The 14,667-nt window shown below is 58.6% G+C and carries 17 protein-coding genes and 3 pseudogenes; 1 reads left to right on the top strand and 19 read right to left on the bottom strand.

Going from position 1 to position 14,667, the window contains the following annotated elements; genetic code table 11:
• Positions 1-65: 65 nt before the first annotated feature.
• The 3 genes and pseudogenes from V3224_RS04405 to V3224_RS04395 all read right to left on the bottom strand — a co-directional run.
• Positions 66-635: a plasmid pRiA4b ORF-3 family protein gene (locus tag V3224_RS04405; RefSeq protein WP_334467940.1), complete on the bottom strand. Its 570-nt coding sequence runs from the start codon at positions 633-635 to the stop codon at positions 66-68.
• Between the two features lie 69 nt (positions 636-704).
• A pseudogene (locus V3224_RS04400) lies at positions 705-893 on the bottom strand (ATP-binding protein); the annotation flags it as partial.
• Between the two features lie 2 nt (positions 894-895).
• Positions 896-1,303, bottom strand: a pseudogene (locus V3224_RS04395) (recombinase family protein); the annotation flags it as partial.
• Between the two features lie 164 nt (positions 1,304-1,467).
• Here V3224_RS04395 and V3224_RS04390 point away from each other — a divergent pair.
• Positions 1,468-2,052 carry a gp53-like domain-containing protein gene (locus V3224_RS04390; RefSeq protein WP_334467938.1) on the top strand — a complete coding sequence of 195 codons (585 nt, stop codon included), beginning with the start codon at positions 1,468-1,470 and terminating at the stop codon, positions 2,050-2,052.
• A 10-nt stretch (positions 2,053-2,062) separates the two neighbouring features.
• Here the strand turns inward: V3224_RS04390 and V3224_RS04385 are convergent, their stop codons facing one another.
• The 16 genes and pseudogenes from V3224_RS04385 to V3224_RS04310 all read right to left on the bottom strand — a co-directional run.
• On the bottom strand, positions 2,063-3,289 hold the full coding sequence (locus V3224_RS04385) for a tail fiber protein (protein WP_334468802.1): 1,227 nt from the start codon (positions 3,287-3,289) through the stop codon (positions 2,063-2,065).
• Positions 3,289-3,840: a putative phage tail protein gene (locus V3224_RS04380; protein WP_334468800.1), complete on the bottom strand. Its 552-nt coding sequence runs from the start codon at positions 3,838-3,840 to the stop codon at positions 3,289-3,291. Before V3224_RS04380 ends, V3224_RS04385 begins: the two co-directional genes overlap by 1 nt.
• Positions 3,831-4,910 carry a baseplate J/gp47 family protein gene (locus V3224_RS04375; RefSeq protein ID WP_334468798.1) on the bottom strand — a complete coding sequence of 360 codons (1,080 nt, stop codon included), beginning with the start codon at positions 4,908-4,910 and terminating at the stop codon, positions 3,831-3,833. The genes V3224_RS04380 and V3224_RS04375 overlap by 10 nt, the downstream gene beginning before the upstream one ends.
• Positions 4,911-5,348, bottom strand: a complete 438-nt coding sequence (locus V3224_RS04370; RefSeq protein ID WP_334468797.1) for a phage GP46 family protein — start codon at positions 5,346-5,348, stop codon at positions 4,911-4,913.
• Positions 5,345-5,950: a phage baseplate assembly protein V gene (locus V3224_RS04365; protein WP_334468795.1), complete on the bottom strand. Its 606-nt coding sequence runs from the start codon at positions 5,948-5,950 to the stop codon at positions 5,345-5,347. The genes V3224_RS04370 and V3224_RS04365 overlap by 4 nt, the downstream gene beginning before the upstream one ends.
• Complete coding sequence (locus tag V3224_RS04360) at positions 5,943-7,058, bottom strand: phage baseplate assembly protein (RefSeq protein ID WP_334468793.1); 1,116 nt, start codon at positions 7,056-7,058, stop codon at positions 5,943-5,945. The genes V3224_RS04365 and V3224_RS04360 overlap by 8 nt, the downstream gene beginning before the upstream one ends.
• Entirely contained in the window at positions 7,051-8,400 is a 1,350-nt protein-coding gene (locus V3224_RS04355; protein WP_334468791.1) for a DNA circularization protein, read from the bottom strand. Before V3224_RS04355 ends, V3224_RS04360 begins: the two co-directional genes overlap by 8 nt.
• Positions 8,401-8,409: 9 nt before the next feature.
• A complete protein-coding gene (locus tag V3224_RS04350) occupies positions 8,410-10,542 on the bottom strand; it encodes a tape measure protein (protein ID WP_334468789.1) in 2,133 nt (710 codons plus the stop codon).
• A gap of 3 nt (positions 10,543-10,545) precedes the next feature.
• Positions 10,546-10,689, bottom strand: a complete 144-nt coding sequence (locus tag V3224_RS04345) for a hypothetical protein (RefSeq protein WP_334468787.1) — start codon at positions 10,687-10,689, stop codon at positions 10,546-10,548.
• Complete coding sequence (locus V3224_RS04340) at positions 10,667-11,131, bottom strand: hypothetical protein (protein WP_334468786.1); 465 nt, start codon at positions 11,129-11,131, stop codon at positions 10,667-10,669. The genes V3224_RS04345 and V3224_RS04340 overlap by 23 nt, the downstream gene beginning before the upstream one ends.
• A 9-nt stretch (positions 11,132-11,140) precedes the next feature.
• On the bottom strand, positions 11,141-11,506 hold the full coding sequence (locus V3224_RS04335; RefSeq protein WP_334468784.1) for a phage tail tube protein: 366 nt from the start codon (positions 11,504-11,506) through the stop codon (positions 11,141-11,143).
• A gap of 9 nt (positions 11,507-11,515) precedes the next feature.
• Positions 11,516-13,021: pseudogene (locus tag V3224_RS04330) on the bottom strand (phage tail sheath subtilisin-like domain-containing protein).
• Positions 13,018-13,236, bottom strand: coding sequence for a DUF2635 domain-containing protein (locus tag V3224_RS04325; RefSeq protein ID WP_334470287.1), 219 nt, complete (start codon positions 13,234-13,236; stop codon positions 13,018-13,020). The pseudogene V3224_RS04330 and the gene V3224_RS04325 overlap by 4 nt, the downstream one beginning before the upstream one ends.
• Positions 13,237-13,282: 46 nt before the next feature.
• Positions 13,283-13,825, bottom strand: a complete 543-nt coding sequence (locus V3224_RS04320) for a phage protein Gp37 (RefSeq protein WP_334468782.1) — start codon at positions 13,823-13,825, stop codon at positions 13,283-13,285.
• Positions 13,825-14,241, bottom strand: a complete 417-nt coding sequence (locus V3224_RS04315; RefSeq protein WP_334468780.1) for a gp436 family protein — start codon at positions 14,239-14,241, stop codon at positions 13,825-13,827. Before V3224_RS04315 ends, V3224_RS04320 begins: the two co-directional genes overlap by 1 nt.
• Before the next feature lie 47 nt (positions 14,242-14,288).
• The coding region (locus tag V3224_RS04310) for a Mu-like prophage major head subunit gpT family protein (RefSeq protein ID WP_334468778.1) at positions 14,289-14,667 on the bottom strand (379 nt) is incomplete at its 5' end.

Raw genomic sequence — 14,667 nt, 5'->3', positions numbered from 1 at the left:
CCTTAGTCTCAGAGGTAGCACTTAAAATGCTACCTTTTGAACTATGGACACTCCATGTGTATATTTCAAGAGTAAAAATTAATCAACCGCTGATTGATAGTTTTAAGGTCATATGCTCGTTCAGCTATGTCGCACATTAGCCACTCGTGTAATTCTTCACGCTCTGGATTATCAACATCTTGAATATCTTTGAGCTTTTGGTAATATCCCCAAAGCCCCCCAGAGTCTTCAGATGGGCAGGCTTCCGCTCCCTTTATACAGATGGGGAGCTGGAGTAATTCCTGATCAGGCAATGATGATTCTTCAAGCAAAATGCAATGATCCCAGTTGTCTCCGAAATCGTATAAGTAAACCATTTTTTCTCCTTTCTTACGAAGGAGTTTGCTCAAAGGCACACCTGTACTATCTTGCAGATATGTTTCTTTAAAATCGTCCATAATCATTCCATATCGCAAATCTCCTTTTTCAAAACTGTACAAATGATCATTTGTCCAACCCATAGCTAATTGTATAACCATGTGTAGTTCATCAAGAGGTATTGTCTTCAGAACGATCAAACGTCGCCAAATTAGTGGTTTACTATCAATTAGTGTGATTTTTATTTGATATAAATCCTTTCCCGAAAATTCACTCATTATTATCCCCCTTAAATAAATACAGTCTCTTTAGTCTCACACTCCACTAAATTTTTCAAGTCTTTGCTAACGTTTGGCAATCACATTGAAAAATAGGTTTGCTTCCTCTCGCCCAAACGGTAGATATGCAATCTAATCTATGATCAATAACTTCGGGGCCATCACCGAACGTGATAGATATTGTTTGAGCTTATTTTGTCGTTTTGCAGTTGAGAGTTGCAACATAAGTTCAGCCGTCGTGGTAAAGCGGTTTTTTTTCTTCGTCCTCTGCTTCTCGCTGCAGCCAAACCTGCCTGAGTACGTTCAACAATAAGCTCCCGCTCCATTTGCGCCAAGGCACTCATCACATGAAAGAAAAAACGACCTGCTGACGAAGAGGTGTCGATAGAATCCGTTAAACTATGAAAATGAATGCCTTCATCTTCAAGTTTGGATATTAAAGTAATCAAATGTTTAATGCTGCGACCCAGTCTATCCAGCTTCCAGACCACCAATGTGTCACCCGATTTCAGTGCGTTTAGAGCACGTTTTAATCCGGGTCTCTGGTCTGTTTTTCCGCTGATTTTATCCTCAAAAATCTGTTCACAATTTGCGCAAATCAAGGATTTTTGCTGTAAATCGGTGTTTTGGTCATTTTTTGACACCCTCATATAGCCTATTTTTGCCATTTTAGCCCCTTAACCTTCCTCTAAAAGACTTATTATGCCTGGTTTTGGTCAAAATATTAGCTAAATTCTGAATTCAATAAAACCTTGGTTTAACGGAAACGGTAGATTGTGCAAAAAATGCACTGGATAAACGAACGGGTGGTAGCGTCAATGGCAACCTCCATGTGACCCAATCTGTGCATATCGGCGATAACGATTCAGGATTACGGGCTAATGGCGATGGCAACGTGGCATTTTATGCTAATAATGCAAAAGTAGCTTCCTGGAATAATGATCGATTGCATTGGTTAAAGAGTGTAGAAATTGATGGAACCATCAATACTCATAGCAATTTGCATATCTCATGGGGCGGCAGAACCGCGGTTTATCAAGAAAATGGTGATGTAACTGGCCCTATTTGGGGCGGGGCGTTAAGCAGCTGGCTTAATATGCAGATTAACAATCGAGGAGCAAAAAATACAGCTCACCTCGCTACGAATGGATGGTGGAAATGTGGTGACAGCGGCCTTATCAGACAATGGGGCATCACACCACCACTCAATGCCGGACAGATTTATACGGTATCTTTACCTTGTCCCGTCCCTCATGCCATTTTCTCGGCAAACGCGACGGTAAAATACAAAGGTATTGCTCCCGAGGGCAATTTAGGTACTTATGTCGAAATAGTCGGAAAATCGTTAATTATCAGTGCAGATTATACCAGAACAGGGATTAAAGCGCCGAGAACATGGGAGCTGGTTTGCTACTAACTCAACATTATCAGGCCGCCCTGACAATGTAGTTAAACGCGACATTTCGCGGGCGGGTTTCGCTACCGCCTGCATTAGACGTTGTTTTGTCAATGAATAGAAAAGAATCATTATCTCCATCCGTAGCACGTGAACCTGTATCTGCATTATACCCTACAGGCATTTTTTCTTTATTGTTTGCGTGGCCTAGTGGACCATCATCTTCAACATAATACCTGTCCCGATAACCATGAGCGTGGCTCTCGAGTGATGCAGTTTCAGACGATAAAACCTTACGCCTAGGATTCACGCCTCGCCCAGCATCCCAGCCACGAATAAACTCACCACGTAAATCAGGGAGTTTTCCTGATGGATAGGCGAGTGCTAAAAGCGGGTATTTTTTCTTATCGAATGGCTCACCGTTGCAGATAAACCAACCGGTCGGCGCTCTTTCAGCAGGCCAAGGCAGGGGAATACCTACCGGGATTTCGACACGCAATACTTCGGGTGTAACAGCATGAACATCTGTGGCAGTTAGCTGCACATCCTGAGTGAGAGTTTTGCCGTTAATTTTACGCTGATTGGGTGTGGCATTTTTAGCCAGATTTACCGTTTCTAACAAACCAAGGTTTTTTATAAATTGATTTTTGTCCGGGATGTCGGCCCCATTTTCATTTTTTGCCAGTTTTTGACTCAAAAGTTGCATGACGCTTTCAGCAAATTTCGGGTTATTGCTGATGGCCTGTGCCAGCTTGTTCAGCGTATCTAAATCGGATGGCGCTTTGTCAACAACCGCATTCACCCGCTCATTGACCGCCTTGGGTGTCGCGGCCGTAGTGTCGTCCTCGCTGCGAGGGGAACTGTTTAACTGCACTATCCCTTTGCGGTGCACCGTGGCTTCCTGAATGCCGTCCTGGGTCGCCAGCTTGCCCAGCCCCAGATGCGTACGCGCCTTTTCCTGTGCCCCTTTGCCCGCCGCGGCAATTTCCGCCAATGCCTGGGTTTTCAGCAACGCCTCCTGACCGATAATGGCCCGGATAGCCAGCGTCAACTGGTTTAACTTGCCCTTATCCGGGCGTATGCCCGCGGCGTCCAGTAAGGCCAGCTGTTCGGCTTGCTGGATATTGAACCAGTCTTCCCCCGGCCAGCTGATACCCTTGTGGCCGTCGCCCTCGGTAAACCATAACGGCGTGGTGCTCTGGGTTTCTTTCAGCGGCGGCATGGTGGCAATGCCGCTGTTGTTATCCAAAAAATACATTAGCCTTTCTCCTTTTTGTCAGCATACACATAGCGAAAGTCCTGATGCGCCGGCTTATAGCGGTTTAACAGGCATTCCAGTATTCCTGCATAATAAATACGCAGCGGCGTGGTGATCGGGTCAAGCACATGCATTGGGCGATAGTCCACGTGGGTCTCAATCGTCACCATCGTGACCCACTGATTATCCGGCAAGGTGCTCAGGCTCACCGTAAAGCCGTAAGACCGCGCCAGTTCAATGTAAAACTGCCGGTTGAGGCTCGGTTTCATCCGCAGCTTGTTGGCCGCATAGCGCTGGCGCTCATCGATGCCGGCATCCTCGCCGATATCACAGTCAGGCAGCCCTAAAAAACGCTCCCAGTCAGCCAGCAACCGTGTGGCGGTCAGTGGAAAGCGCTCGCTGAGCAATTGCTCGGCGCGTTCGGTGACGCGCGCTGTGCTGCGGGCCAGGCCGTCGGCCAGCGACGCCAGCAGCGTATCCGGCGCTTTGTTCCAGGCCAGGCCATTAGGCAGCAGTTGCAGCAGTGCGCGTTGGTGTGCTTTTAAAGCCATGTGATATCCCTCATCACCAGTAGCTCGGTTTTTCCGCTACTGACCGGCGTCAGCGGGTTTTTCAGGGCGTAATCATCCAGTCCGCCTATCCCGGACAGCACACGCCAAAATGCCGAGGGCAACAGGGTTTCGCCCGGCTTGGCCGCCGTGTAAAACAGTTGCCTGAGCGCCTCGCGGATACGGGCCTGGTTATCCGGGGTATTGGGGGCGATACGCAGCGTGATATCGACCTTTTTTGCCCCTGGCGCAAACACCGTCACCGTCGGCCCCTCCGGTTGGCCGACCCACTCGCCGGTGGCCGGATCCCGGTGGCGCGCGAGATAGTCGGTCACCCGCGCAATATCGGCTGGGCCGGGGAAGATATCCGGGTGATGGTCCATCACGAAGGTCACGCCCACCGTGCCCGCCCCGTTCCAGGTAGGCAGACACCAGCTACGGGTGACACCCGGCACCTCGCGCGCCCAGCGTTCGTAATCCCAGCGTGTGCCGCCGCCCGGCGGAAACTGCACCCGATACAGCAGGCGCGACAGCAATTCCTCCACGCGCTCGCGATCAGCGCCGCCACGAATACCGGGGGCTTCCGTCAGCGCCTGCTGGACCACCCCGGCGACCGGGGTGACAAAACCGAGTGATTGCCCCGCGCCGCAATCCCCCGCCAGCCGCGGCTGGTCGGCCTCGACGTTGACCGTTACGCTGCCGGCCTTGCCCGCGGCGGCGTCTGTCAGGCGGTAAAGCGCGCCGTCGGCCCGTTGCAAACGCGCCCCAACAGGCACACTGGCGGCATCATACAGCGACAGCCTAACCGGGCCGCTGGCGCGCGCTGCCTGCTTGCGCACCACGCCCCAAAAGGCGCAATGTTTGAGCAACTCGCTCTCATCGGCGTCGCTCGGAATAATCTGCCGGGCTATCCAGCCCAGGTGCTCATGCTCCAGCGCCGACAGCCCGGCCTGCGCCATCGCCACGGCACCCAGCAGACTGTCCTGGGCCGGTAGCGCGCCCGGCAGGCGTTGCGCCACATCCTGCTGCGTCTGGCTGATAAGCTCACCGAGCGTGGGTATCTGATACGGCATTTACATCCCCTCCAAACGGGCTTTAAAGGTAAACGGGCGCGCACTGCCGTCCTTGAGCGTCAGTCGCACGGTCAGCCGCAGCCAGCCCGGCAGCGGCGCACTCGCCTGGCAATGTAATTGGCTGATCATCCCGGCCTCCAGCAGGCCACGCAGCGCCTCATCGGCGTAGGCTTCCGCCCGCGCCAATACCGCAGGCAGCGCCTTTTCCCGTGACAGCAGCCACAGCCGCGAGCCAATCGGGCGGTCGCGGTAACTGTCCGCCCACCATCCGCGTCGGTCATGGCCGCCATCCGGCAAACGGTCGGAGACCTCAGCGCGCCGGTCGGTAAACAGGCAAAGCAGCACCGTGGTCGTCAGGCTGTCGTCGGCGAGTAAATCCGCGCCTGCCTGTACCAGCCCCCCCTCGCCATTCATCCAGCGCAGCGCCGCGTCGCTCATTGCGGCCCCCCGGTCAGACTGCCCTGGCCATTTTCCTGATGGCGGTGGGTGCTGTGTTTGACACCGCCGATAACGGCTTCCGGTGCGGTGAAGGTGCCTTTGGATCCAGCGTTGCCTTCTATCGCCATGTTCTGCTTCACAGTCACACTCTTTGCTATTTCCACATCACCGGTAAACCGCGCGGTCGGGGTGTTAAACACCACCTCCTGCTCAGCGACCACTTCCAGCGTTTTACAGGTGATGATGCAGCGGCCATCCTGAGTCAGACGCAGGCGATGCCCTTCATAGTGATACAGGCCGCTATCCCCGGCGGGCAGCCCGGTCGGTCGATAACGCCGGTCTTCTACCACTAGCACGGTCGCCTGATCACGACTGCCGCCCAGGCAGGCAAACACCACCTCAGCCCCCGGCAACGGCACACTGATATGCCCGTATTGCTGCGGGCGCTCGACCTCATCGAAGGTTTCGCCGTCCAGCGCCGTCAACTGGACGTTTTGCGCTTTCAGGCCGTCATTCACCCCGGTCAGGATGCCCCGCCCAAACAACAGGCGGATCCCGCGCATCACCGGGGCAAGCAGGCGTTGCAGTGCGATATTACTCATCGAGTTTATTCCCCTGATTAAGCCAGGCCCGCACCAGACCATCGACGCCACCGTCAGCCCCGCTGGCCTGACGCTCCGCCTCAGCCGGCACGATAAACGCCTCGCGCGGGGCCAGTGTTAACGTTGTGCGTTCCCCGTTGTCCGCATCGAGATCAAACTGTACCTGGCTAATCAACAGGTCACGACTGACCATCGACAGACGCGGCGCAATGACGCGGGTTAGCTGGTTGGTCTGCCACAGTTCGCCGCTTTCGCGCTGCCAGCCCTTGACCACGGCGGTAAAGCGCTCTGACTGGGCCAATGCCCGGCGGCTTTCCCGCAGCGCGCGCGCCCGTGCGGTGGCGGGGGTCAGTGTGCTGTCAGCCAGAATGACTTTGCGGCGGTAACGCCCCATCGCGGGATCGTCGCTTTCTCCCTTGGGCGCAGCACGCAGCGCGTTGGTGTTGGCATCGCCCGCTTGACCGCCTCCGCTGCCATGCCCCTTAATCAGATACTGGCGGTAACGGTCGCGCCAGTCCTCGCTGTACTCGGCGGACAACAGATTGTCACCCAGACGCAGGGTGTCAGTGGGGGTGTTCGCCGCCTGGGTAAACACCAGATCGCCGGCGGCATCACTGGTCACCAAAACGCCCCGGTGACGCGCCGCCCGGCTCAGCACATCCGCCACGCTTTCAGACAGTTCAAGGGTAAAGGAGGTAAAGGGTTTGGCGGCCTCGGGATCAGACACCGCCCAGCGCACCGCAATGCCAAAAGGGCTGCATAGGTCTTGCGCAATCTGTTGCAGGGTGCGGTGACGCCATTGACCGCCCGGATAGACCGCCGAACAGTCCACCAGATCGCCGGTTTTATCCCGGCCCTTTATCGTGACCTGTGCCGCGTCGGCTCCCATCTTGTGCGATACCCTGTCCAGGTAGCCGGTGATGACCGGTTGCCCGTCAAGGGTCAGCGCCAGCGTTCCGCCGGCGCGCAGGCTGTCGGGCAACGCCTGGCCGGGCATCATGATCCCGAGGGTAAAATCCCCGGCCAGACGCGACAGCCCGCGGGTAATACTGACCGAAAGCCAGTGGGTGAAAATCCGGTTGTCGATGCGCAACGCCACCTCAGCCACCGAGCACCTCCACGCGCTCGCCCCCCGGCACAAACAGCGGATGACGCAGCCGGTTGCGACGAATAAAGCGCGCCGTGTCACGCGCATCGCCGCTGATGCGGTACAGGATCACCAGCGCTGGCTCGGTGGTTGTCACTGCGGCCTGGATCAGGCCGGGTAACGCCACGCCGCGATGGGATAAATCCGCCACAAAGGCGCGGCTTAACGCCCGCACCTGCAAGGCCAGGGTCTGATAGCCCAGCGCCGAGCTGGTCAGGGCACACGCATCCAGGCGGCGCGCGACCTGCTGACTGACGCGCACCACATCCGGCGTACTTTCCAGCCAGACGCTGCCGCTGTCACTGAGCGGGCGCGGGGCGGGCGAGGCCGTGCGTGGCAACACCTGCGCCGGTGCGTTTGGGCTGACCGCCGCCAGACTGGCGGTGAGCAGGGACGACAACATCTGTACCTGCACCACGGCTACCGCCAGGCGCAGCGTATTGTGCAACAGCTGCACCGTGGCGCGGGTGGCCGGTTGCAGCCCCTGCCTATCGCGCTGGCGCTCCTGACGGACCAGCGCGCTGTCCAGCCGGTCGGCCAACTGGACTATCTGGTGCTGGAGTGCGCCGGGCTGCGGGGAGACCGGCGCGCGTGCCCGGTTTGTTATTTTTTCCGGCTGGGGGTAAGCCGGCAGGCGCTGTATGCCCTGAAAAATGCCCTTTAAGGCCAGCGCCAGGCGGTCGGGGGTGGTGATAAGCCCCTGGATATTGCCGCGCAGGGCGGTAAACGAGGTACTAAAGCTCTGCATATCGGCCAGCAACCCCAGACCATTGAGGGCACTTTCCAGCGTGTTGGCCTTTTCGCTAACACCATCCATTAACGCCTGCACGTCATGCAGCGAGGCCTGCCAGCCGTCAGCCAGGGTTGAAAAGAGTGCGGCCAGTGTGCTGTCGCCCTGGCGATTGACCACCCCGGCGGTATCTTGGGCCACCGTAGGGGCGGTCTCATCGGCCACCGGCACCACCGTGACGGTAAACTCCACCAGACGCTGGTTATCGACGCTGTAGCGGCTTTCAAAATTATCAACCAGCACCGACAGCGTACCCCAGTCAGGGTGCAACAGCTCGCCCGGTCCCGGCGCATTCAGCGCCTGCGTCAGCCGTACCCGCTGCGCCTGCACATCATCGCCGGTCAGTGACAGGGTGAAGGTGTGCTCAGGCAGTTTTTTTCCTAAATCGTCCGCACCACCCTGCTCGCGCAACGGATATTCCCGCCGCACCACCCGGCGACCGCCGCGGCTGCGCTGCTCTTTGTAAACCCAGAAAGGCACGCCGCGAAAGCGGCCCTGACCGGTACTTTTCATCTGCTTACCTCAATAAATACGGTAGTTGTCGCCGTTATACACATCCAGATTTAACCCAAAGGCGTTGCTGTCGGTGACGGCGCTGTTTTGCAACACCAGTCCCGGCCCGAGCGCGATACGCATATCCGCCTGGGCTTTGACGGGCGGCTGCACCGTCTGTTGCGCGTCCTTATCGTCCCACTTAGCGTAGATATCGCCCAGCCAGCCGCCGAGTTTTTCGCCGAGCACGCTGCCCAGCATCGAGCCGGCCACTGCGCCAATCGGGCCGCCTATTGCGCCGACGAGGCCGCCCACCGTTGCCCCGGTTGCCGAACCTAGCGCACCGCCTTTATCCTCGGCGCTGGCGTCCTTATCTAACAATGTCGGGGCCAGTGACAACGCCGTCAGCGCCGGCCCGCCCAGGCGCATTGTACCGCGACCGAGTGCCCCGGCAGACCGTCCCAGCCAGCCGGTGAAACCGGTGAGCTGCGCCGTTGCCCCACCCAGCAGGCCACGCGCGCGCTGTCCCATATCGCGCAACCCGCCACCCACACCGGACAGCCAGCGCCCGACCGTACTCATGCCCGGTAGCCGGCTTAACCGTGCGCCGGTGCGATTGACCAGGCCGCCAAAGAAGCCTGAGACGGCGGAGGCCGCCCGCCCCAGGCGGGAGCGTGGCACCGGGGGTGCTGGACGGCCCGGACGCACGCGCGAGCCTTTACGGCGGGTGCGTCCGCTGCCATCGACATAAGTCTCACTGCCACCGCCGCCGCTGCCCGCCGGCCAGTTGGTGACAAACACGCTCACCGGCGCACCCAGTCCGCCGCCCATCGCAAACGGTGTCGGGCCAGGCAAACCCGCAGGGGCATTTTTACCGCGCCCACGCCACCATCGATAAGCCCGCCACGGATAGCGTACCGGTGCACTCGCCAACCCCCAGGCGGGACGCGCTATTGCCATGCCGACACGGGCCAGCTTCGAGGCGACGTAAATCGCCAGAATGGCTTTGGCCGTATTGGCGGCGACTTTGCCGATGTTGTCGATAGTCTCGCCGTAGCCAGCTTTGCGCAGCGCCATCAGTTCGGCATTGACCCGCTCTAGACCTTGCCTGAATAACGTAACGCCCCGTCGGGCGCTGTCGAATACCCCGTTAAAACGACTGGCCAGTCGGTTGGCCCATTGGTCCTGCAAACCGCTTTCCTGCGCCTCGCCAGCAACATCCAGAAAGTCTTTTAACTCGCCTTTAAGCCGTTTAAACGGCCCTTGATTCATTACCTTGACGGCGAACTGCTGCCAGACATCACCCAACTGGGAAGTGAGTCCCGTCCACGAGTTCATCGCGTCTTTTTGCGCCCCTTTGGCCTGCTCGCGCAGCGCCTGGAACAACAGCTCAACCGATTTTGCCCCGAGTAACCCTTTTTCGCCTTGCTGGGTCAGTTCGTTACGGCTTTTGCCGAGCTTTTCTGCCAGCACGCTATAGACATCAATGCCGTAGCCGGTCAGCAGGCTCGCATCCTGCGCCTGAATACTTTTACGCGAATACATCTGTTTCAGCTGAAGGGAGGCTCCCTGGGCTTCCGGCAGCGTCCAGCCGTGCCGCGCACCCTGGTCTTCCAGCATCGTAATAAAGTGGCGCGCTTCTTCACGGCTCATGCCAAACCCCCGACTGGCGGTGTATTCCTGCACCACCCCTTGCAATCCCCAGGTGGAGTCCTTGGCATTCTGTAGCGCCCATTTCAGGTCAGCGTCGGTCTGGGCTTTATCGTGATGGTTCAGGGAGTTCAGACGCAGCGTCATGTTTTCCATCGTCGCCGCCGGGTCGATAAAGGCTTTTTTCAGGCCAATCAGCGCCGCGCCCCCGGCCAGTAGCCCGTAAAGGCGTGCTACGCCGCCATAGGCCGCTTTGGCGCGCGTCTCCAGATGGTCAAAACCGGATGACACCGACGCCAGCCCCAGGCGCAGACCGCTAAAGGTGCGCTGGCCCTGGTGGCCCAGCCGGTCAAGCTGACTCCCCAAAGTATTTGCCCGAAGACCGAGACCGTGCAGGGAGGCGCCGCCTTGCCGCCCCATGCCGACCAGACTTTGACCGAACAGCCGTGACTGCCGGGGCAGGTTGCCCAGCAGATCAACAATGACGGCGGCTTTGACTTTTTTTTCTGCCATCGGTTACTCACGCTGTAAAAGTTGAGTGGCTTGCTGGCAGTGCCGGTAGAGCCGGATTAACGGCAGGGAAAGCGCCCAGTCCATGCCCGACCTGGTGGATGTGGCGAGCATCAGCGCCGCTTCCTCAATTTTTTCCCGACACTGCATCCAGTCGCCCCGCGTCAGCCGCCAGCTGGCCGGCCAGCGCGCTACCGCCCAGACGCTGGGCGATGATAAGGCGTTCAATATCGCGCGCCGACAGGCTTTTCAGTTGCAGCAGTGACAACGGGCCGTTGAGGTTGCCCAGCCGGGCGACCTGCCGGCGCAGCAGCTCAAACTCCACCATCGCCGGCGAACGCACTAATTCCGAGCCGTTAGCCGTCTGCACCACCCGCTCGGCAGCCAGCTCGGCATCAATAATGTCTTTGCCGGTTAATGGCCGCAGGGTGACGTCCGTATGCCGCTGTTCATCATCACCGCTGCCGGTGACCAGACCGTCAACCAGGGTCAGTTGCCCGCGCGCCAGTTCGTCGGCGACACTGGCGATATCCGGCGACACCCCTTCAACCTCGTGGGCTGCCGCCGCCAGGGTTTCCATGCTGTGGGTCATGCTTGCTCCTTACGCCACACGCTGGCTGCGAATGGCGGTAAATTTGGCGGAGATGTCTCCCGCATCCGTCAGGGACTCTTCCCCGTTGCTCCAGGCGTTGGTCATCATATGGGTTTCGCCGGAATCGGCTGCAAACTCCAGCGTGACATCGTGCCAGCCGTTGATGATTTCCACGCTCAGGTCACCCCGTGCCGGGAATTTGCATTCCAGCGTGGCGGCACGGGGCGTCGATTTGTAGCCATAAACGCGTGCGCCGGTCACTTCCTCGCGTTTTTCCCCGGACGGGGTAAAGGTGGCCCCTGTCAGGGTCGGGTATTCCTGCCCGTTAACCCGGACAATCGCCTTGCCCTGGTATTGGTATTTGCCAAATGCCATCGTACCCCCTTACAAAATGAACTGAATTTGTTCCGCGAAAATGCGAAATTGATTAACAATATCCGGCTTGCACTGCACGTCTACCCGATTGCGGTCATTGTTGTTGCGCTCGACAATCAGGCTGTCACGGAAGCTATCGAAGTTCTCAATCAGCCCCGCCTCCAGCCACTCTATCGCCAGCGCCAGTAACTGGGTGCGGATAATGCCCGGTGTCACCATCGCCTGCCCCGGTGCCACCGGCGTACCGTCGTTGGCCAGCTTATGGCGCGGAAAGCGCTGGGTGATGCGTACCCGGGTGGAATAGCGCAGATAGGACAGCGTCGCCACGGTATTGACATCGAGGTAAGACGGATCCGGATCGCCATAGGCGTTGGTACGATAGGTGGTTATCTGCCGCTCAATCTGCACCCCATCGTCGGCCCCCACGGTCACGGTAGCGATGCCGTCATACAGCAGCTGGTTACGCTCATTGGATCGCAGCCGGTCAGACAGCGCCGGGGCCAACCGCCGCGGCAGGCGCAGGCTTTGCAGCGGGCGTGCCGGATCGAGACTTAAGTGTTTTGCACCAATGGCGCACAGGGTGGCCGCCCACAGATAGGCCGGCTCCGGCGCGCGCTGAATACCGCTACAGGTCAGCAGAAAATCGTTACGCGACTTGCCGAACTGGGTGATTTCCCCCAGACTGCCGGTATGGGCAGCCCAGGCGATGCCGTCGGACATTTTGGCCGGTCCCCAGCGGTCGCGCAGCGCCTCGCTTAATAATTTTAGGTTGGCGGTATCGAGCCAGGGCATGACGATATGGTGATATTGGGTATCGCCCAACGCGGCAATACTGTTAGCCAGATCAGGGTTCGTCGCCCGTGCAGCAGGGGCAGCCATCGCCACTGCCAGCCCCGGTGGCGTTATCTCGCCATCGTAATAATTCAGGCGGATATCCTGCGCCGAATAGTCAGAAATAAACCGTGCCGTCAGGGTCACCACCGTTTGATCGGCAGTGACATTCTCACCCCCCGGCGCGGCAGACACCGCGGTCACCGGCAGCGACGGCAGGGCATTAATCGCCAGGGCCAGCGCATCGCCGACCGCCTTACCCTGCTACCCTTTCTCCACCGTCACGCGCACCCGCACGCCCCCGAGATAGACATTGAGCACCCCGGCCTGTTGTGCTGTGCCCGATAAGGTCAGGCTGCCGGCATCGGCCTTGCCCGCCCCGTTACCCTGCGCCATCACGGTTAACACCGCATCCGGGTTATCGGTTAAAAATTCTCTCACCATCGCCGCCAGCATCGATCCCTGGCCCCAGAGTGTCGCGGCATGATCGGCGCGGGTGATGCGGACCGGCGTGTCTACTGCGCCGCTGCCGTCGACCTTGCCGTCCTTGATGGCGGCCTGACCCAACATCAGCACCTGGGTCAGCGTGGTCGGGGTACCGGTGACGGCCTGCGAATTATCAATCTCAATATGCGTCAGCGGGAGGCGAACCCCGGCGCTGATTTCATTAAAGCTTATGGTCATGAAGGCGACTCCTGTTTACTCAAGGCGGCAGGGGCTGACTTTTGCCTGGTGGCCGCCGGATTGGATGGGGGCGGGATTTCCAGCACATCCTTGAAACGCAGCAGGCGCGTTAGCCAGAAAGCATTGCGCGGCACCCAGGCCCCCGTATCTGGTAACATCCGCATGGAATTCGGTTCACGCACCGCACGCTCCGGGGCCGGCACCACAAAAATCATCGGTAAGTCATGCGGGTTAGGGAAGCGCATCGCGGTATTGTCGGTGTCATTCATTGTCGTGGCTCTCCCCGTGCAGGGTGATACGGGCGGCGAACGGCGGGCTGCCGTCCGCCTGGGTAAAGGTCTGATAATGGCGCAGGTACGCATCCACGCCGTCATCCTGAAGCAAAGGCGGCACCGGCTCCTCGCAGGTGAAATAAGTGCCATACAGCACCACGCCATGTTGCCCCTGTTGCTCGGTGTACAGGTTGCGCCCCTCTTCAAAGCGCATCGACCCAGCGTTTGCGGGACAAAAACCCGATAAGCCCGCTATCAGGCGCGCTACTATCTGGTAGAGGCCGGGCCGGTCTCCCTCAGCACCGTTGATAACCTCGGCCACCACGTAAAAAACAAAGCGACTGTCAATCACGCCTTTGACCTGACCGGCCTGCGCCCCCAGCCACACCAGATACACCGAGGGCGGCGTCAGCAGCACATCACGCAGCCCTTCCTTGCTCCAGTCGCCGGGATGGGTGGCGATATCACGCAACGTGTTGCCAAATACCTCATGTAGTCGCGCCAGCAAAGCGTTTTCGGTGGAGACAATCATCAGATAAACCCCTTTTGCCTGCGCCCGAACACCGACGCATCAGCCTGCATCTGCGGCAGGTCGGCACTGTCGGGGGCCTGGTTATCGCTATCCACCCCGAGCGGCAGCTCGCCGTTTTTCACCGCCTCCAGCCAGCGCAGCGCATCCTGGTAACGCTGGCGGGTCTGTTCGGTGGCCCGCTCGTCATTCAGGTAGTAAAACGCCAGGGTGCAGGCATGCTGTTTCAGCACCGACGGCACCACCGAGAGTGGCAGCGCGTAACGGGCCGCGATAAAGCTGTCCATCAGCGTGCTGGCATCGCTGAGCGCCTGCGCCACCTTCTGCCGGGCGGCCGCCTCATCACTACGCCAGTCGACCAGTCTTTCTATCAACAAGGCGCTATAACGGGCGCGTAAATCCTGCTCACTGGCATACATCCCTTGACTCTCCGTTAATGACCGTTAAAACCCTGTTTAAAGCGCGTTTAGAGCGCATCCGCCACCAATAGCGTCAGCTTGCCTTTCATTTCGTTAGAGACCGTGGTGCTACCCTCGGCCAGTAATTCCCGCTCCAGTAACTGGGTGGCGGTTTTCTCCAGCTCCACCGGCACCACCAGATGGGTCGGACGAATACCCAGCTTGCGACCGCCATCGGCAGTAAAGCCGCGCATCGCGCTCCAGCCTTTCCAGAGGTTATCCAGCGTCAGTGACGCCTGCATGCGGTAAGCCATCTGCCAGAAGCCGTAGCCCACATTGCGCCGGGCCGAGGCACCAAAGACAAATTCGTTATCGGTAAACGCGCGCCCCTCATCGACCTTGGTCAGGGCGAGTAACTCCGGCGGGCGGCGGTTCTGGAAAATCAGC

The sequence above is a fragment of the Arsenophonus sp. PmNCSU2021_1 genome (genome assembly GCF_036919435.1).
Classification (GTDB): domain Bacteria; phylum Pseudomonadota; class Gammaproteobacteria; order Enterobacterales; family Enterobacteriaceae; genus Arsenophonus; species Arsenophonus nilaparvatae.
Note: the sequence above shows the minus strand (reverse complement) of the source record. Positions and strands in the feature narration are given on the sequence as shown.